Origin of the sequence: Streptomyces aurantiacus (genome assembly GCF_027107535.1) — a bacterium.
Taxonomy (GTDB): domain Bacteria; phylum Actinomycetota; class Actinomycetes; order Streptomycetales; family Streptomycetaceae; genus Streptomyces.
Genome location: NZ_CP114283.1, coordinates 3,966,893 through 3,985,541, shown reverse-complemented (window position 1 = coordinate 3,985,541; position 18,649 = coordinate 3,966,893). Strand labels below are relative to the sequence as shown.

The following is an 18,649-nucleotide window of genomic DNA, read 5'->3' as shown; positions in this document are numbered from 1 at the left end:
CCCTTTATTTGTCTTTCTCAGCCTTGCGCGGTGCGGCGTTTGTGCCGTCCACGGATCGCCTGCAGGGGCGGGTACAGCCATTTCTTGAAGAAACGCTGGAGTCGCGGCATGAGGATCCACGTGACAATGGCCGTGACGGCCAGGCACAGCAGCAGGGTACGGATGAGAGGGTTGAGGCTGCCGAGATAAGGAAGAATTGCCAAATTGAACAGGAGCACGGGAGGGAAGACCGCGCTCATATTCACGAACCATAACTTCCACTTCGGTGGCGGACGAGGGGCCGCCGCAGCCGCGGAAGCGGTTTCGTTCTGCGAATCGAACCAGACCCTGGAGCCTTGCACGGTCCGCCGCCCGGTCTCCCGGGCAAGCGTCTCGCCGCGGGCCTGCCACTGCACCCGCTCGGGCGAAGAGTCCCAGGCCAGGACGGAATCTTCGCTGGTGAAGCGGTAAACCACATGCCACTCAGCCTCTCCGTCGACGAGTACGCCACCACCGAGAAAGCCCGGTTGCCGCGCACCGGCACGTAGTACACCCCACCCCCAGGAGTGGAACTCGGCCTCGCGGCCCGGCACCACTCGATACGCGACGGTGACGGTCACGGGATTCCTGGTCACGCCCTGGAATACGGAAAGAGAAGGCTTGCTGTTCAACTCTCAACGGAGTTTTTGCCGCTGCCCGGCTCACATGCCTTCGTCACCTTTGTGTCCGATTCGACACACTTTGCCGGACACTCTCCCGCGCTACTTTCCGGGATTCCCGGAATCGCTTGCCCGACGCTCGAAAAGAGCGGCACCATCACTCTCGGGGGCACCGTTCACCGGCGACGCGAAGAGCCGAATCAGCCAGACCTGTAAAGAGCTATGAGGAGATCCATGTCCAGGTATGACTGGAGCATGACCCACGCAGGGATCGACAGGGTGCGCGCGGGGATCGAACCGGCCCGTAAAGAGGTGACCGCCCATCCGATCTACCAGCGGATAAATACGCGGGAACAGATGGCGACCTTCATGCAGCACCACGTCTTCGCGGTGTGGGACTTCATGTCCCTGCTGAAGTCCCTCCAGCGGGAGTTGACGTGTGTGGACGTCCCCTGGGTGCCCCGCGGTTCGCAGGTGAGCCGGCGTCTGATCAACGACATCGTGCTGGTGGAGGAGAGCGACGAGCTGGACGGCGGTTTCACCAGCCACTTCGAGCTGTACCGGGCCGGAATGACCGAGGCGGGCGCGGACACCTCACGCCTGGACACGTTCCTCGCGCTGCTCACGGAGGGGCACGACGTGCCCGCCGCGCTGCGGGTCGCCCAGGTCCCCGGCCCCGCCGCCGAGTTCGTCCGTACGACGTTCGGGATCATCCACGACCGCCCGCTCCACGCCCGGGCTGCGGCCTTCGCCTTCTCCCGGGAGGACCTCATCCCGGACATGTTCGACCAGGTGATCAAGAAGGAGGGCGCCGACCGGTTCCCGGTCTTCTGCGACTACCTGGCCCGCCACATCGAGGTCGACGGCGAGGAACACACGCCCATGGCCATGGCCATGGTGGCCGACCTCTGCGGCGACGACGACACCCGCTGGCAGGAGGCCGCGGAGACCGCGGCCCTCGCCCTGGAGGCCAGGTCCCGGTTCTGGGACGCGATCGTGGAGGCCATGGAGCACGCCGGCGGCTGAGGCCGGGACGAGGCCGGCCTCCAGGCGGGCCCTACGGGGGCGTGTTCGGCGTTTGGTGGGCCGACGGCGGTTGCCCCGGGAACGTGAAGACAGGGCCTACCGCGCTCGCGGACCCGCCGTACTGTCGCGCACCACCAGCCGCGTGGGCACGAGCGTGGTCCCGTGCTCCGGCACGTCCTGGTGCATCTGCCGCAGCACGCCCTCGACGCAACGGCGGCCCACCTCGGCGAAGTCCTGATGGACGGTGGTCAGGGGCGGCAGGAACGAACCGGCCTCGGGGATGTCGTCGAAGCCGATGACACTCACGTCGTCGGGCACGTACCGGCCCCGCTCGTGCAGAGCACGCAGCAGGCCGAGCGCCATCTGGTCGTTGGCCGCGAACACCGCCGTGCAGTCCCGCTGTTCGGCCAGTTCGAGGCCGGCCCGGTAGCCGGACTCGGCCGACCAGTCGCCGCGCACCACAGGGGGCGTGGCGCGGCCCGCCTCGGTGAGTTCGGCGCGCCAGGCATCGGCCCGGCGCTGCGCCGCGAAGGACTCCTCGGGGCCCGCCAGGTGCCAGACCGTGTCGTGGCCGAGGCCGAGCAGGTACCGCACGGCGTCGCGGCTGCCGCCCGCCTGGTCGGTGTCGACCACCGTGTAGCGGTCACCGGCGTCGGAGTCGGCCACGACCACCTTTATGTGCGGCGGCAGCGAGAGGGTCACCGCGTCGAGCAGGTGGACCTCCAGGATGACGATGACGGCGTCGACGGCCAGTTCCCCCAGCCGGGAGAACGCCCCACGCACCTCGTCCTGGGTCGGGACGGCGACAGGCAGAAGCGTCACGGCATAGCCCTCGTGCGCCGCGGAGGTCGCGATCGCCTCCAGCGTGCGGACGTTGCCGGTGGTCGACAGCCCGAAGGTGATGACACCTATGGTGCGGAACTCACCGCGCTTGAGCGCCCGGGCGGCGCTGTTGGGCCGGTAGCCCAGCTCGCGCATGGCCTCCAGCACCTGCTGCCGGGTCTCCTCGTTCACACCCGCGTAACCGTTGGAAACACGTGAGACGGTCTGCGAGGAGACGCCGGCCAGGCGGGCGACGTCCGCCATGGACGCGCTCTGCGTCCGACGGGAGGCCCGCTTCCTGCTACGCGCCGCGGCCTGCGGTCTGCTCGCCGAGGCGCTGTCCGTCGTGTCCACCCGTCTCCCTCGCTGAACGAACCACAGTTTCCTCAAATGACCCTTGACCACCGTCAACGGGGCAGTGTAGACATGCCGCCATCAGATGTTTACGTAAACATAACAGGCCACAGGCTCTTCCGGACCTGGATGTTTACGCAAACATCAGCGGCGTGCGACGCCGGGTTCGCGAGAGGGACGAGCGAGGAACGACATGACGACGCTACAACCGCCGGCGGCCGCGAAGCGGCGCCCGGCCCGGCCTCCCGCGCAGGGGAACCGCCGCTCCTGGACGGGGTGGGGGTTCATCGGTCCCTTCGTGGCCGTGTTCGCCCTTGTCTTCCTGGCACCGATCGTGTACTCGATCTACCTCAGTCTGTTCCGGGACCAGCTGATCGGCGGCACCACCTTCGTCGGCCTGGACAACTACACCCAGGCGCTCAAGGACGAACGGTTCTGGGACTCGCTCGCACGGGTCTCGCTCTTCCTGGCCGTACAGGTGCCGATCATGCTCGGCATCGCCCTGCTGATCGCCCTCGCGCTGGACAGCGGACGCCTCTTCGGCAAGGACTTCTTCCGCATCGCGATCTTCCTGCCCTACGCCGTGCCCGCCGTGGTCGCCACCCTGATGTGGGGCTTCATGTACGGCACCAAGTACGGGCTGGTGGGTGACATCAACGACGCGTTCGGCGTCACCCTGCCCGACCCGCTCTCCAGCGATCTGGTCCTGGCGTCGATCGGCAACATCGTCACCTGGGAGTTCATCGGCTACAACATGCTGATCTTCTACTCCGCGCTACGGGTCATCCCGCTCTCCCTCTACGAGGCCGCGGAGATCGACGGCGCCGGGCAGTTCCGCGTCATCACCGCCATCAAGCTCCCCGCGATCCGTGGCGCCCTGGTCATCGCGACGATCTTCTCGATCATCGGCAGCTTCCAGCTCTTCAACGAGCCGGCCATCCTGCGGCCCCTGGCGCGCAACGCCATCACGACCGACTTCACCCCGAACTTCTACACGTACTCGCTGTCCTTCAACGGCCAGCAGCACAACTACTCCGCGGCGGTCGCCATCATCATGGGGCTGATCACCATGGTCATCGCCTATGTCGTGCAGCTCCGCGGCATGCGCAAGGGAGCGTGACCTCATGAGCAGTTCCATCACCACCCCCTCCCAGAGCGCATCCGCCCAGGCCGCCGACGTGAAAAAGAGCGCGCCTCGTCTGCGCACCCGCCGCAAGCACGCTCCCGGCCGTCCCAAGCGCAGCGTCCTGCTGACCGTGCTCACCGGCCTGATCCTGCTCTACACCGTGGTGCCCCTGCTGTGGCTGGTCATCAGCGCCACCAAGACCCAGGAAGGGCTCGCCGACTCGTCGGGCCTGTGGTTCAGCAACGACTTCGCCCTCTGGGACAACATCAGCGAGACGTTCTCGTACAACGACGGGATCTTCGTCCGCTGGCTGCTGAACACCCTGCTGTACGTCGTGCTCGGCGCCGGCGGCGCCACCCTCCTGGCGATCCTCGGCGGTTACGCGCTGGCGAAGTTCACATTCCCGGGAAAGCGCGCCGTCTTCGCCGTGGTCATCGGGGCCGTCGCCGTCCCGGGCACCGCCCTGGCCGTGCCCACCTTCCTGATGTTCAGCAAGATGGGGCTCACCGACACCCCGTGGGCGGTGATCATCCCCTCGCTGGTCTCGCCCTTCGGCCTGTACCTGATGTGGGTCTTCGCCACCGAGGCGATCCCCACCGAACTGATGGAAGCCGCCCGCATCGACGGGGCCGGCGAGGTGCGCACCTTCTTCCAGGTGGCCCTGCCGCTCCTCGCCCCGGGCACGGTGACCGTGCTGCTGTTCACCACGGTCGCCACCTGGAACAACTACTTCCTGCCGCTGATCATGCTCAAGGACCCGGACTGGTATCCCCTGACCCTGGGTCTGGACGCCTGGAACAACCAGGCGCAGACGATCGGCGGCGACGTGATCTTCAACCTGGTGATCACCGGGTCGCTGCTCACCATCGTGCCGCTCATCGCCGCGTTCCTGCTGCTCCAGAGGTTCTGGCAGTCCGGACTCGCGGCCGGAAGCGTCAAGGAATGACCCGCCCCCAGGCCCACACCCCTCTCAGGCCCATCTCCTCCACCCTCACCCTGTCCCACCCACGCAGAAGTGGAAGCACCTCCATGCGCAGAACGTCACACCGCCTGATGCGCGGCCTCGCCGTCCTCTCCGTCCTCGCCCTCGGCGCCACCGCCTGCGGCGGCTCCGACGACGACAGCTCCGGCCAGAAGCCGGTCTCCGCCGACAGCATCCAGGCGGCCCTCAAGAAGGGCGGCTCGGTCACGGTCTGGGCCTGGGAGCCCACCCTGAAGACCGTCGCTGCGGACTTCCAGAAGAAGTACCCCAAGGTCAAGATCAACCTCGTCGGCGAGCGCTCCGGTGACAAGCACTACACCGCGCTGTCGAACGCCATCTCGGCCGAGAAGGGCGTCCCCGACGTCGCACAGGTCGAGTACTTCGCGATGAGTCAGTACGCCCTCACCAAGGGCCTCAGCGACCTGGCCCCCTTCGGCGCCGACAAGCTCAAGTCCAAGTACACCCCCGGCCCCTGGAACGCCGTGAGCGAGGACAAGGCGGTCTACGGCCTGCCGATGGACTCCGGCCCCATGGCGCTGTTCTACAACAAGAAGGTCTTCGACAAGCACAAGGTCGCGGTCCCGACCACCTGGGACGAGTACGTCGAGGCGGCGCGCAAGCTGCACAAGGCCGACCCCAAGGTCTTCATCGCCGCCGACGCCGGCGACGCGGGTCTCACCACCAGCCTGCTGTGGCAGGCCGGTTCGCGCCCCTACAAGGTCGACGGCACCGACGTGAAGATCAACTTCGACGACGCGGGCGCCAAGAAGTACACCGACACCTGGCAGAAGCTCATCGATGAGAAGCTCGTCGCGCCTATCAACGGCTGGACCGACGACTGGTACAAGGGCCTGGGCGACGGCACCCTCGCCACGCTGCCCAGCGGCGCCTGGATGCCGGCCAACTTCGAAACCGGCGTGAAGAACGCCTCCGGTGACTGGCGAGCGGCCCCGATGCCGGCCTGGACCAAGGGTGACAAGGCGAGCACGGAGAACGGCGGCAGCGCGCTGACCCTGCCCGCGCTGGGCAAGAACAAGGAACTCGCCTACGCCTTCGTCGAATACGCGAACTCCGGTGCCGGCGTCGCGTCCCGTATCAAGGAGGGCGCCTTCCCGGCGACCACCGCGGAGCTCCAGGACAACGCGTTCCTCAACAAGGAGTTCCCGTACTTCGGCGGCCAGAAGGCCAACGAGATCTTCGCCGAGTCCGCGGCCAACGTCGCCTCGGACTGGTCGTACCTGCCCTTCCAGCAGTACGCCAACTCGATCTTCAACGACACCGTGGGCAAGGCGTACATCTCGAACACCAAGCTCCCGGCCGGCCTGAAGTCCTGGCAGGACGCGTCCGTCAAGTACGGCAAGGAGCAGGGCTTCACCGTCGAGTAGTCGACGCCCGACCCCGCCGCCCCCGCGCAACACTCCGGAAGGACCACGATGATCTCCACCCTCCTGTCCCAGCTGAACGGGCCGGACGGTGACTCCACCCCACGCCTCGCGTACGGCGCCGACTACAACCCCGAGCAGTGGCCTCGCGAGGTGTGGGAGGAGGACGTACGGCTGATGCGTGAGGCCGGCGTCAACCTGGTGTCCGTGGGGATCTTCTCCTGGGCCCGCATCCAGCCGGCCCAGGACGAGTGGGACTTCGGATGGCTCGACGAGGTCATGGACCTGTTGCACGCGGGCGGCATCGGGGTCGACCTGGCCACCGCCACCGCGTCCCCGCCGCCCTGGCTCACCACGGCGCACCCGGAGATCCTTCCGGTGACCGCCTCCGGTGAGACGGTGTGGCCGGGGGCGCGGCAGCACTGGCGGCCCACCTCGCCCGTCTTCCGCGACCACGCGCTGCGCCTGGTACGGAAGATGGCCGAACGGTACGCGGGCCACCCCGCGCTGGTGGCCTGGCACGTGTCGAACGAGCTGGGCTGCCACAACATCTACGACTTCTCGGACGACGCGGCCCGTGCTTTCCGCGACTGGCTGCGCGCCCGCTACACCACACTCGACGCCCTCAACCACGCCTGGGGCACGGCCTTCTGGTCGCAGCGCTACAGCGCCTGGGAGCAGATCCTGCCGCCGCGGCTGACCGGCTCGCACCCCAATCCCACGCAGCAGCTGGACTTCAAGCGCTTCTCCTCCGACGCGCTGAAGGAGTACCTGCGCGCGGAGCGGGACGTGCTGCGGGAGATCACGCCGGGCGTGCCGGTCACCACCAACTTCATGGTGATGGGCGGCACCAAGGGCATGAACTACCCGGACTGGGCGGGCGAGATCGACTTCGTCTCCAACGACCACTACGTCCACCCCGGACCGCAGGACCGGGACGAGCTGTCGTTCTCCGCGAACCTCACCAGCGGTATCGCGGGCGGCCGCCCGTGGTTCCTGATGGAGCACTCCACCAGCGCGGTCAACTGGCAGCCCGTCAACGTGGCCAAGCGGCCCGGCGACCTGGCCCGCGACTCCCTGCTGCACGTCGCGCACGGCGCCGACGCCGTGTGCTTCTTCCAGTGGCGCCAGTCGGCCGCCGGCGCCGAGAAGTACCACTCGGCGATGGTGCCGCACGCCGGCGCCGACAGTGAGGTCTTCCGCGCGGTCGTCGGCCTGGGGCAGACCCTCAAGACACTGGCACCGCTCGCGGGCTCCGAGCGCGAACCGGCGCGGGTGGGCATCGTCTACGACTGGGAGTCGTGGTGGGCGAGCGAGCAGGACTCGCACCCCACCGCCCTCCTCGACTACCGCCAGGAAGCCCTGGACTGGTATTCGGCGCTCCTCTCACTCGGTGTCCGGGCCGACGTCGTGACCACCACGACGGACCTCGACCGGTACGACGTCCTGATCACACCCGTGCTGCACGTGATCCCCGCGCCGCTGGCCAAGGAGCTCACGCGGTACGTCGAGACCGGCGGGCACCTCGTCACCACGTACTTCTCCGGAGTCGTCGACGAGAACGACCACATCTGGCTCGGCGGCCACCCCGGAGCCCTGCGCGAGCTGCTCGGTATCCGTATCGAGGAGTTCGGCCCGCTGCTCGACGGTGACACCGTCGAACTGGACGGCGCCGGTACGGGCACCCTGTGGACCGACCGGGTCACCGTCACCGACCCCGCGGTGGACGTGCTGGCCCACTACCGCAGCGGCACGTACGCGGGCCGGCCCGCCGTCACCCGGCGCGCGGTGGGACAGGGCTCCGCCGCCTACGTCTCCACCCGCCTCGGCACCGACGGACTGGCCGGTCTGCTGCCGGCGCTGCTCGGCCCAGCCGGCGTCGAGAGCGAACTGCCCGAGGACGCACGGGGATCGGTCGAGCAGACCGTACGCCGTGGACCCGACGGCCGGTTCCTGTTCCTGGTCAACCGGACCGACGAGAACGTGTCGCTGACGGACCTCCCCGGAGAGGTCCTGGTCGGCGACACCGACGCCGGGGGCGGTCTCGTCCTGGGGCCCAGGGACGTCGCCGTGGTGCGACAGCCCGCCATCTGAACCGTACACAGCACTTCCCGCACCGACTCCTCGAACGGCACCACGCCTGTCCGAGAGCCCTTCCTCCTGCCCGACGGGCGGGGGGTCCACCGCGCAGCTACCACCACCGCAGTTGGGAGCACACGATGGCACGCCGTACCCGCAACAGACGGCTCCTCGGAGCCGCCGGCCTCACCGCCCTGGCCACCGGGGCCGCTCTGGTATCCGCCCCGTCGTCCACGGCACAGGTCACGGCGGCGGACACCGCGTCCGTCACCGTGAAGCCCGACCCGTCGTACCAGCAGGAGAAGTTCGAGGGCTGGGGCACCAGCCTGGTCTGGTTCGCCAACGCCACCGGCGACTATCCCAAGCCGGTACGCGAGAAGCTCGCCAAGCTCCTCTTCGGCGACGACGGTCTCGCGCTGAACATCGCCCGCTACAACATAGGCGGCGGCAACGCCCCGGACGTCAAGGACTACCTGCGCGCCGGCGGTGCCGTCGAGGGCTGGTGGAAGGCCCCCGCGGGCACCACGCGCGAGGACACCGACTGGTGGAGCGCCGACGACCCGGCCGACTGGAACAAGAACGCCGACGCCACCCAGCGCTGGTGGGTCGACCACATCAAGGACGACATCGACCACTGGGAGACGTTCAGCAACTCCCCGCCGTGGTTCATGACCGAGAGCGGCTACGTCTCCGGCGGGTTCAACGCCACCGACGACCAGCTCAAGACGGAGTCGGTCGACGACTTCGCGGCCTACATGGCGGGTGCGACCAAGCGGCTGGAGAAGGCCGAGGACATCAAGGTCGACACCGTCGACCCGTTCAACGAGCCCAACACCAACTACTGGAGCACCCGTCTGGGCGCCGACGGCCAGCCAGTCGGGGGCCGTCAGGAAGGGGCGCACATAGGCCCCGAGCTCCAGCAGAAGGTCATCAAGGCCCTGGCCCCCGCGCTGAAGAAGGCGAAGACCAAGGCGGAGATCTCCGCGATGGACGAGACCAACCCGTCCATCTTCTCGCAGAACTGGAACACCTACCCGCAGGACGTGCGGGACCTCGTCGACCAGATGAACGTCCACACCTACGGCACCGGTCAGCGCACCACCGTGCGTGACCTGGCCAAGGCGGCCGACAAGCCGCTGTGGCAGAGCGAGGTCGAGGGCGACTGGGGCGACGGGCAGAGCTTCACGGACATGCGACCGGGTCTGGGTCTCGCCCAGCGCATGGTCGACGACCTGCGTGAACTGGAGCCCAAGGCCTGGGTGTTCTGGCAGCCCGTCGAGGACTACGACAACATGAAGCCGGGCGGCGAGTCCGCCAAGGGCGGCAACTGGGGCAGCATCCAGCTCTCGTTCAGCTGCACCTCGAAGGACACTCTGAAGTCCTGCCCGATCTACACCAACACGAAGTTCGACACCGCCCGCAACTTCACGCACTACATCAAGCCCGGTGACCGGCTGATCAAGACGGACGACACGTCCAGCGCGGCGGCCGTCTCCAGGAAGGGTGACGGCGCGACCGTCGTCCACGTCAACAGCACCACCGAGTCCCGCGCGGTCACGGTCGACCTGTCGAAGTTCGGCAAGGTCAGCCGCAACGCCACCGTCACTCCGGTCGTGACGAGCGCCGACGGCAAGCTCGACCGTCACAAGGCCGTCAAGGTCAGTGACCGCAAGGCCACCTTCACCGTGCCGGCACAGTCGGTGACCTCGTTCGTGGTCAAGGGCGTCTCCGGTGTCGCGAAGGACGCCGCCGAGCTGCGGAAGGGTCACACCTACGAGCTCACCGGCGTCCAGAGCGGCAAGGCGCTGACCGTCGCCGACAACGGCACGGGCCTCGTCATCAGGACGTCGACGGGAGACGCGGCCGGCCAGCAGTGGAAGCTGCGCCAGATCTCCGGCGACACCGGCAACCGGCAGCGGTACGTGTTCAGCAACCCGGTGGAGGGCAAGCGCCTGGCCGTCCGGGACGGCTCCCCGGTACTGGAGGCCGACACCGGCCCGCGTGACAAGGCCACCCAGTGGATCATGTCGACCACCGGTGACGGCACCTGGACCCTCGTCAATGCGGCCACCGGGCGACTTCTCGAGGTCGGCGGCCAGGCCACGAACGAGGGAGCGGCCGTGACGCTGTGGACGCCCAACTCGGGCAACAACCAGCGCTGGAAGGTCTCGGACGTGTCCAACCAGGCCGACTAGCAGCCGCCCTGGCGCCCCCACCGCCATCCACCTCTGTGCCCGCCGTCCCGTACGGCGGGCACAGACGTATGTCCACCCGCCTTTTCCATCCGGCCCCGGAGGGACGAACGACGACGCCGTACCGGCCGATGTCTCAGCGCCTCGCGCCGAGACCGTGACAGACGAGGACCGTCTTGAACATCCGTTCCCTACGATGACCCGGTGACCAGTGACACCGCGGCAGAGGCGGGCCCCGACGCCGACGCCCACACGAAGACAGAGGCCGGCTCCTGGCCGGAGCGGCTGCGCCGGTTCGGGTTCGCGGGACACCCGCGGACCGACACCCGGGAGCTACTGGTTCCGCCCTTCCCCGAACCAGGCACCCGCGCCGGGAAGTTCATCGGCCTCAGCCCCGTAGCGGCGTACCGCGTCGCGAAGGCGATGGGCTGGATCGGTCCGCTCCTCGTGACCGTCCTGGCCGCGGCGATCCGCTTCTGGAACCTGGGCCGGCCCCGGAACCTCGTGTTCGACGAGACGTACTACGCCAAGGACGCGTGGGCGCTGCTCAGGCTCGGCTACGAGGGGACCTGGCCGGACCGCAAGGTCGCCGACCCGCAGATCGTGGCGGATCCCCAGGTGATCCCGCTCTCCGACGCCGGAAGTTTCGTCGCGCACCCGCCGATGGGGAAGTGGGTGATCGCCCTCGGTGAGTGGATGTTCGGCCTCGATCCGTTCGGCTGGCGTTTCATGGTCGCGCTGCTCGGCACGCTGTCGGTACTGATGCTGTGCCGCATCGGGCGCCGTCTGTTCCGTTCGACGGCGCTGGGCTGCCTGGCCGGACTGCTGATGGCAGTGGACGGCCTGCACTTCGTGATGAGCCGGGTGGCGTTGCTCGATCTCATCGTCATGTTCTTCGTCCTGGCGGCGTTCGGGTCCCTGCTCGTCGACCGGGACCGGGCCCGGGCCCGTCTCGCCGCGAGTCTGCCCGTCGGCGCGGACGGCTTCGCGGGCCCCGACCGGCACACGGGCGAGCAGGTGGGAACGGGTTGGCGGCCGTGGCGTGTCGCGGCCGGCGTCCTGCTGGGGCTGGCCGCCGCCAGCAAGTGGAACGGCCTCTACTTCCTGGCGTTCTTCGTGGTCATGACCCTGCTGTGGGACGTCGGGGCGCGCCGTGTCGCCGGAGCACGGCGACCGTATCTGGCCGTCCTGCGCAAGGACGCCGGGTGGTCGGTGCTCTCCGTCGTGCCGGTCGCCGTGGTCGCCTACCTCGCCACCTGGACCGGCTGGTTCCTGACCGACAAGGGCTACGGACGGCACTGGGCGGAGGACCGCGGCGGCCCCTGGTCGTGGATCCCGGCCGCGCTGCGCAGTCTGTGGCACTACGAGAGCGGGGTCTACGACTTCAACGTCGGGCTGCACACCCCGCACCCCTACGACTCGAGTCCGTGGAGCTGGCTGGTACTGGGGCGCCCCGTGGCCTACTCCTACGAGACGGACTTCGCCCAGGACGGCTGCCGCACCGCCGACGGCTGCTCCCAGGCCGTCCTCGCACTGGGCACACCGCTGCTGTGGTGGTCGGCGTGTTTCGCGCTGCTGTATCTCCTCCACCGGTGGGCCATGCGCCGCGACTGGCGCGCGGGGGCCGTCCTGTGCGCGGTGGCGGCGGGCTACCTGCCGTGGTTCCAGTACCAGGACCGTACGATCTTCTCCTTCTACGCGGTCGCCTTCGTGCCGTATCTGTGCCTGGCCGTCGCGATGGCGGCGGGGGCGCTGCCGGGGCCACCGGGGGCAGGTGAGAGGCGCCGGGTGTCGGGCACGGTCGCCGCGGGCGTCCTGGTGCTGCTCGTCGTCTGGAACTTCATCTGGTTCTTCCCCGTCTACACGGGCGAGACGATCCCGCACGCGAGCTGGTACTCGAGGATGTGGTTCGACACCTGGATCTGAGCGTCGTGGCCCTCAGAGGGTCCGGCCGGGGCGGCGGTCACGGCAGAGAGGGCCCCTCCACGAAAGAACCGCACGGTGACAGCGGGTCACCGTACGGTCCGTTCTCGTGCTGCGTGCGTGCCAGGGTGGTGTCCGGCACGTCACCGCCGGCGGCTCCTGCTTCCCCACCCGCTGCCCACCCCGGCGACATGCAGAGCCAGCAGTGCCAGCCCGATGAGCATGACGTTCGTCGACGTGAATATGTCATTGGTCGCGATGTCCGCGGCATTGATCAGGAACGCGATGAGGAACAGGACCGCTGCTGCGATGCTGAGCACGGATTCCCCTCTCTTAGGTGGTCGGGGCGTGATCGGCTCACACCCCACACCTCCCGTGTGCCCCCTCCCGGCCGGAACAGGCACGGGGGACGCTCCACGGTGCGAGTCCGGCTGCCGCTCGGGGATGGCCGCAGACCGGCACCCATGAATCGCGTCGATCGTGGTACTCGCCCACCACACGGGAATCACCAGAGTCCATCGCATTCTGGATTACCTAGCATCCCCACCAGACCCGGACGAGTAAGCCCCCCACCATCGGGAAGGTGGAAGCACGGAATCAGCACAGCCCTGCGGGGAGCGGGCTGGGGAAGGCGCAATGGCGACCGAGCCGCGTTGGGACGACAAACTGCCTTCTGAGGAGACGTACACCCGGACCACGACCTTCCCCGGCGAACTGCCCAATGTGACGGGCGCCAGACTCGCCGCGGAGGAGTTTCTTCTTGCGCTCACGCGCACTTCACCGCCGACCGCCCCGGAGCACTGGGACGACATCCTGTTGGTCGTCACGGAGTTGGCGGCCAATGCGGTGCAGTACGCGCCGGGCCCCTTCGAGCTGCGCCTGCGGCGGACGTTCGACGGTGTGCACGTGACGATGCGCGACACCAGCACCACACCGCCCGCGCCTCGTCCCTTCCATCCCGGCCGGGGGGGCGGCGGAGTCGGATGGCACCTGATCCACACGTTGTGCGACCAGGTGAGCGTCGTGGCCACCGACAAGGGCAAGGACATCCACGTGTTCCTGCCCTGGTGAGGGCATCGACCCGCGTACGTCACGCCACGGCACACCGCGGAAACGGGATGACCGGATCATTCGGACAAGGCCTCGGACGAGGGCGGTCTCCGCCCGTCCGAGGCCGTTCGCGGTCGGCCGCCCCCGGTCAGACGAGCGGTACCAGCACGCTGACGGTCTTGCCGCCCCCCGGACGCCTGTCGATGGCGATCTCACGTGCCAGCCGGATCACCAGCGGCCAGCCGTACCCGTTGACCTGGTGCTTGGGCGGAAGTGCTCCGGGGCCGAAGGCGACGGCGGGGACGACGTCACTGTTGTCGTGCACAGCCAGCCGCACTCCCTCCGGCGTGGGCGTCACGTCGAACCCGGCCAGACCGCCCCCGTGCCGAATGGCGTTGGTGACCAGCTCCGAGACGACCAGCGAGAGATCGATGAGCCCCGCCTCCGTCGCCGTGCGTCCGGCGGAGTTCCAGCGCTCGACCACCACGGTCCGGGCATGCGTACGGGCCGTCGCCGCGGTCGTGATGGGGGCTGCCGCCATCGACATCCCCCCGGGGGTGCGGTCCGCCGACGCGAAGGCGGTCATGTGGATCGGGTCCATGTGCGTCGTGCCCCTGAACTCTGCTTCTTCGGTGCCGGGTGCCGGCCTGCTACCCCCGGGCGGCTTCACGGCCAGGTCACCGCGTACGCCACCGCCCTTACTGCCGGGCCCCGTCGCGGGGGCGAGCCACTCGCCGTCGGCTTCGCGTCCGTTCCCTCGCGCGGGATCCCGTCGGGATGCGTCTTCCCCCTGACCCGCATCCAGTGCCGGCAGATCCCCGGGCCGTCCACCGCGCCCGATCAGGCCGTGGTGGACGGCCGGGGCGGAAGGCTCCGGTAGTAGTCACCGACCCCGGCGAGATACCCGGGGTCCAGCGTCTCGCGGTCCGTGTGGAACCGGGGCGCGGCCTTGATCTCCTCCTCGGTGCACGCCACCTTGATCTCCTGGGCCGTCGGGTCGATGGCCGTGACGACGCCCACGGGTATCAGCACGCTCCTGCCGAACAGCCAGACCCCGGTGTCGACGATCAGATGCCGCATCCCGGATTCGTCCGCCTGCCGGTCCACACGCCCGATCGTCCCGTCGACCGCGGCGACCGTGAACCCCGTGAGCCGCTGTCCCTCCGTGTGCCCGCTGACCGATGAGTACGACCAGATTCCGTCGGTGGTCACGCCGCTCCTGCCTTCCCCGTGTTCGAGTCCGTGAGGAGTACCCCGGTCGGCATCCGCCGTCCGCCTTTCCTCACGGGCAGCCAATACCCCGCTGCCGGACCGGCATTCGTGACGGCTTCCTCACAACGGCCACTTCCGGCCCCGGGCGGGCCGTGGGGTCCATGGGGGGACTCCGTATCCGCGCGACGAACGGACGAGATATCGCGCCGCGTCGAAAACGGGTGGCGTACCCCCCGGAAAGCAGGGCACCAGAAGTCCTGGAGGTTGAAACAATGGTTCCCCTTATTCTTGTCCTTCTGCTCGCCCTGCTGCTTTTCGGTGCGGGTTTCGCACTCAAGGCGCTGTGGTGGATCGCGGTCATCGTGCTGGTGCTGTGGCTGCTCGGCTTCCTCGTGCGTCCGACCGCTTCCGGTGGCCGCCGCGGACGGTGGTACCGCTGGTAGCAGGGCATGAGCTCCGGAGTGCCGGCCACGGCACCCGTCATCCGGAACAGCGAGAATTCCCAGGGAGGAATGAGGAATGACGTCGTCTCGAACCGAGCCCAAGTACACCGTTCCCGGACTCAGCACCCAGGACGGCGGCAAGATTATCGAGCAGCTCCGCGTGCGGCTGCACGCGCTCAATGACCTTTCGCTGACTCTGAAGCACATTCACTGGAATGTGGTCGGCCCGCATTTCATCGCCATCCACGAAATGCTCGACCCGCAGGTCGAGCAGGTCCGCGGCATGGCCGACGACACCGCCGAGCGCGTCTCGGCGCTGGGAGGTGTGCCCGCGGGCACACCCGGCGCCCTCGTCGCCGAGCGGACCTGGGACGACTACGACGTCGGGCGGGCCGATGCCATCGCGCATCTCGGCGCCCTCGATCTGGTGTACACCGGCATCATCGAAGGTCACCGCGCCACGCTCGCCGAGGTCGGCGAGGTCGACCCGGTGACGGAGGACCTCCTCATCGAGCAGCTGCGCGCTCTGGAACAGTTCCAGTGGTTCGTGCGTGCGCACCTCGAGAGTTCCGGCGGCGCCCTGTCGACGGCAGGCGCACACACCGAGAACCAGGCAGCGCGCTCGGCTCAGCAGAGCAGCACCCAGTAGCAGGGCGGGCGCACGAGTGGGCCCCGGATCCTCTGTGGATCTGGGGCCCACTGTGTTGCGTCAGGCGCGTGACACGTAACTGCGGATCGTCGTGCCGTCGTCGTCGGTGTGCAGGCGCACCAGGTCCGAGAGGTAGTGGACGAGCAGGAGACCCCGACCGCCGAGCTGGTCGGGGCGCGCGGGGCGGCGGCCCACCAGCGGGTCGGACAGCCGGCCGACGTCCCTGACCTGACAGACGATCTGTTCACTCTGCGCCCACAGGCACAACGTCCCCGCGCCGCCCGCGTGGACCACGCTGTTGGTGGTCAGTTCGGCGACGATCAGGGCCAGGTCCTGCAGACGCACCTCGCCCATCCCCCGCTCCCGCGCCTGCGTGAGCGCGAAGTCCCGGACCGCTGGCAGCGCCTCGGCGTCGAAGTCGAAGGTCGCGGCGCCCGGCGGCCGGCGCAGCGGTTCGTTGCAACGGGCGAGCACCTTCCCGGGGTCGTACGCGTCGCTGGCCCACTCCCGTCCGCCGATGATGAGGACGGGATGGGTGGCGTGGGCGTCGGTGAGCACGTCCTCCGAGAGCGACCGGGCGTCGTACGGGCACAGGATGATCACGTCCCGGCCGCTGAACGCCTCGTTGATGAGGGCCTCGTGCTGGACGCAGGCGGGGTACTCCGCGGCGGTGCGGCCGGGCCAGATCGGCTCGCCGATGATGCGCACCCGACGGTCCGTCCGGGAATCCGCGAAGGCGCGCAGGACGGAAGGGATGATGCGGCCCGGATTGCGGCCGGCCATGGTCATGTCGACGAGATGCACGGCTTTGGCCGCCGGTCCCAGTGCCGTGGTGATCAGCTCGAGCCGCGGGGCCGGGGCGGCCACCGCGACGGGTTCCGCCGCCGCCAGCCCTTCCAGCACGAAAGGCACCGTGCCCGCCAGGTACTCCTGGTCGTCACGGTAGAAGAGCGCCGGGTGCACGAAAGAGGCATCGGATCCCGGCGCGGTGGCCGTCGTCATGCAGGCGCTCCCGTCGGCGGCGGTGCGGGGCGGCCTTCCGGACGGTTGCGTCGGCGCGTCCGCGCCACCTGCGCGAAGGCCGCTGCCGACCGGTTCGGCCGGGGCGGCTGGCCACCGCCCGGCTGCGGGATCGACGACGAATTGTCCTTGCTGCCCAACAGGTCCACCGGTCTCACCTCGGGAGCCACCATACGCCGTCGCACTGGCGTTCTCTCATCGTCCTCGGACGATGCAGGGCGCACGGGCCGGGCCGGCCGCACCCGAGTGCGACCGGCCCTGGGGTTCACCGCGACACGGCCTCGCCGGCTTCACGGACCTCGACGATCCCGGCACCGGTGTGCCGGACCGGCATCGGTGCCACGGGCCGTTGCGCCGCGGCGAGCTGGCGGCGCGCCTTCTCCAGGGCCAGCCGTACGTCGCGTGTGCCGGTCGACACGCAGAGGGTGTAGGCGAGGTCCTGCGACCGCTGGTTCGTCTTCGCCGCGCCGTTCTCGGCCTCGCGTGCGATGAGCGCCTCGTACTCCTCGACGAGCTTGCGCAGTGTTGCGGGGTGGGGCATCAGCATGTGTCTCACTCCTTGATGACGTAACCGTGAATCAACCGCGGGTTCGAGCGGTTCCGGCGGGGCACCACATGCGGCGCCGGGGCCACGGGGCCGCGTCACACGGCCCCCGGCCGGCCCTTGGAGCCACCGCGGCCGGAGCGCGGCGGCCGGCCCAGCGCCTCTTCCCGCACGCGTGCGCAGCTGCGGCTGATGAGTCGCGAGACGTGCATCTGGGAGATGCCGAGTTGGTCGGCGATGTGGTTCTGCGTCATGTCCTCGAAGAAGCGCATGTAAAGGATGTTCCGCTCGCGTTCGGGGAGCCGACGGAGTCCTTCCTTCGCCGCTTCGCGGTCGACGACCACGTCGTAGGAGGAGTCCGATTCCCCCAGGGTGTCCGCGAGGCTGTAGTTGTCGTCCGCGGACGACAACTCGGCGTCGAGGGACAGCGTGCTGAAGCTCTCCATCGCCTCCATGCCCGCGCTGACCTCGTCCTCCGTCAGCCCGGTGTGTGCCGCGATCTCGGCGACCGTCGGCTCCGGGGCCCCGGGGTTCAGCGTGAGATCCCGACGGGCGAGCCGGACCTTGTTGCGCAGCTCCTGCACCCGGCGGGGCACTCTCAGCGCCCACATGCGGTCGCGGAAGTGCCGCTTCACCTCACCGGTGATGGTGGGCACGGCGTAGCTCTCGAACGCCCCGCGGGAGGGGTCGTACCGGTCTATCGCCTTCACCAGCCCGACCGCCGCGACCTGGCGCAGGTCCTCGATGGACTCGCCCCGGTCGCGGAACCGGCCCGCGATGCGGTGGGCCATGGGCAGCCACGCCGTCGCCAGCTCGTCACGGACGGCATCCCGTTCCGGTCCGTCCTCCAGCCCGGCCAGCCGGACGAAGTCGGTCGCGGAGTCAGGGGCGTCGTCGTGCGGATGCCTCGTTGTGGACCGGACGGACGGGCCTGGTTCGGTTGCCGCCCCCGTGGACACGGGCTTCGCCTCGGTAAGCACAGGCTCCTCGAGGCGGCTTGTCGACAAGTCGATACGCATGCGGATTCGCTCCTGAACAAGTGGCTTGCGAGGGGATGCCGCAGGAAGGATGGCCACCGATACGCCGGAGGGCCACCGCAGCGGGCTGAGCCGCTCCTGCGGGGTGTGCCTCCGGTCCGAAGCACGAAATTCCGCTTGCCCTTGCTCACGGAGGAGAAACACCCCGTCTCGAAATCGATGGTGCGGCG

General features: G+C 68.8%; 18 protein-coding genes. 10 read left to right on the top strand and 8 right to left on the bottom strand.

What is annotated here, in order from left to right; genetic code table 11:
* Window positions 1-17: 17 nt before the first annotated feature.
* Window positions 18-650 carry an antibiotic biosynthesis monooxygenase gene (locus O1Q96_RS19460; protein WP_269249406.1) on the bottom strand — a complete coding sequence of 211 codons (633 nt, stop codon included), beginning with the start codon at window positions 648-650 and terminating at the stop codon, window positions 18-20.
* Between the two features lie 243 nt (window positions 651-893).
* Between O1Q96_RS19460 and O1Q96_RS19455 the strand changes: the two genes are divergently transcribed.
* Window positions 894-1,664, top strand: a complete 771-nt coding sequence (locus O1Q96_RS19455; RefSeq protein WP_269249405.1) for a DUF3050 domain-containing protein — start codon at window positions 894-896, stop codon at window positions 1,662-1,664.
* 96 nt (window positions 1,665-1,760) lie between these two features.
* On the opposite strand, the gene O1Q96_RS19450 is transcribed toward O1Q96_RS19455, so the two are convergent.
* Window positions 1,761-2,840 (bottom strand): LacI family DNA-binding transcriptional regulator, encoded by a 1,080-nt coding sequence (locus O1Q96_RS19450; RefSeq protein WP_419586918.1) that lies wholly within the window; start codon window positions 2,838-2,840, stop codon window positions 1,761-1,763.
* Between the two features lie 193 nt (window positions 2,841-3,033).
* Between O1Q96_RS19450 and O1Q96_RS19445 the strand changes: the two genes are divergently transcribed.
* The 6 genes from O1Q96_RS19445 to O1Q96_RS19420 all read left to right on the top strand — a co-directional run bounded on the left by O1Q96_RS19445 (window position 3,034) and on the right by O1Q96_RS19420 (window position 12,527).
* A complete protein-coding gene (locus O1Q96_RS19445; protein ID WP_269249404.1) occupies window positions 3,034-3,960 on the top strand; it encodes a carbohydrate ABC transporter permease in 927 nt (308 codons plus the stop codon).
* A 4-nt stretch (window positions 3,961-3,964) separates the two neighbouring features.
* Complete coding sequence (locus O1Q96_RS19440) at window positions 3,965-4,912, top strand: carbohydrate ABC transporter permease (RefSeq protein WP_269249403.1); 948 nt, start codon at window positions 3,965-3,967, stop codon at window positions 4,910-4,912.
* 83 nt (window positions 4,913-4,995) lie between these two features.
* A complete protein-coding gene (locus O1Q96_RS19435; RefSeq protein WP_269249402.1) occupies window positions 4,996-6,333 on the top strand; it encodes an ABC transporter substrate-binding protein in 1,338 nt (445 codons plus the stop codon).
* 48 nt (window positions 6,334-6,381) lie between these two features.
* Window positions 6,382-8,424: a beta-galactosidase gene (locus O1Q96_RS19430; protein WP_269249401.1), complete on the top strand. Its 2,043-nt coding sequence runs from the start codon at window positions 6,382-6,384 to the stop codon at window positions 8,422-8,424.
* Window positions 8,425-8,549: 125 nt separating this feature from the next.
* Window positions 8,550-10,604, top strand: coding sequence for an RICIN domain-containing protein (locus tag O1Q96_RS19425; RefSeq protein WP_269249400.1), 2,055 nt, complete (start codon window positions 8,550-8,552; stop codon window positions 10,602-10,604).
* A gap of 201 nt (window positions 10,605-10,805) precedes the next feature.
* Window positions 10,806-12,527 carry a dolichyl-phosphate-mannose--protein mannosyltransferase gene (locus tag O1Q96_RS19420; protein ID WP_269249399.1) on the top strand — a complete coding sequence of 574 codons (1,722 nt, stop codon included), beginning with the start codon at window positions 10,806-10,808 and terminating at the stop codon, window positions 12,525-12,527.
* 140 nt (window positions 12,528-12,667) lie between these two features.
* Here the strand turns inward: O1Q96_RS19420 and O1Q96_RS19415 are convergent, their stop codons facing one another.
* Entirely contained in the window at window positions 12,668-12,844 is a 177-nt protein-coding gene (locus O1Q96_RS19415) for a hypothetical protein (RefSeq protein WP_269249398.1), read from the bottom strand.
* A gap of 316 nt (window positions 12,845-13,160) precedes the next feature.
* Between O1Q96_RS19415 and O1Q96_RS19410 the strand changes: the two genes are divergently transcribed.
* Window positions 13,161-13,595 (top strand): ATP-binding protein, encoded by a 435-nt coding sequence (locus O1Q96_RS19410; RefSeq protein ID WP_269249397.1) that lies wholly within the window; start codon window positions 13,161-13,163, stop codon window positions 13,593-13,595.
* Window positions 13,596-13,722: 127 nt separating this feature from the next.
* On the opposite strand, the gene O1Q96_RS19405 is transcribed toward O1Q96_RS19410, so the two are convergent.
* The gene (locus O1Q96_RS19405) at window positions 13,723-14,175 is read right to left on the bottom strand and encodes an ATP-binding protein (RefSeq protein WP_419586917.1); all 453 of its coding nucleotides are present in this window, start codon (window positions 14,173-14,175) and stop codon (window positions 13,723-13,725) included.
* Between the two features lie 239 nt (window positions 14,176-14,414).
* On the bottom strand, window positions 14,415-14,786 hold the full coding sequence (locus O1Q96_RS19400) for a PRC-barrel domain containing protein (protein WP_269249396.1): 372 nt from the start codon (window positions 14,784-14,786) through the stop codon (window positions 14,415-14,417).
* Between the two features lie 272 nt (window positions 14,787-15,058).
* Here O1Q96_RS19400 and O1Q96_RS19395 point away from each other — a divergent pair, with 272 nt between their 5' ends.
* The gene (locus tag O1Q96_RS19395; RefSeq protein WP_269249395.1) at window positions 15,059-15,229 is read left to right on the top strand and encodes a DUF5670 family protein; all 171 of its coding nucleotides are present in this window, start codon (window positions 15,059-15,061) and stop codon (window positions 15,227-15,229) included.
* Between the two features lie 76 nt (window positions 15,230-15,305).
* Window positions 15,306-15,878 (top strand): Dps family protein, encoded by a 573-nt coding sequence (locus O1Q96_RS19390; RefSeq protein WP_269249394.1) that lies wholly within the window; start codon window positions 15,306-15,308, stop codon window positions 15,876-15,878.
* Between the two features lie 60 nt (window positions 15,879-15,938).
* On the opposite strand, the gene O1Q96_RS19385 is transcribed toward O1Q96_RS19390, so the two are convergent.
* The 3 genes from O1Q96_RS19385 to O1Q96_RS19375 all read right to left on the bottom strand — a co-directional run bounded on the left by O1Q96_RS19385 (window position 15,939) and on the right by O1Q96_RS19375 (window position 18,461).
* Window positions 15,939-16,880 (bottom strand): sensor histidine kinase, encoded by a 942-nt coding sequence (locus tag O1Q96_RS19385; RefSeq protein ID WP_269249393.1) that lies wholly within the window; start codon window positions 16,878-16,880, stop codon window positions 15,939-15,941.
* A gap of 283 nt (window positions 16,881-17,163) precedes the next feature.
* Window positions 17,164-17,445, bottom strand: a complete 282-nt coding sequence (locus O1Q96_RS19380; RefSeq protein ID WP_269249392.1) for a DUF5133 domain-containing protein — start codon at window positions 17,443-17,445, stop codon at window positions 17,164-17,166.
* Window positions 17,446-17,540: 95 nt separating this feature from the next.
* Window positions 17,541-18,461: a SigB/SigF/SigG family RNA polymerase sigma factor gene (locus tag O1Q96_RS19375; protein WP_269249391.1), complete on the bottom strand. Its 921-nt coding sequence runs from the start codon at window positions 18,459-18,461 to the stop codon at window positions 17,541-17,543.
* Window positions 18,462-18,649: the final 188 nt, after the last annotated feature.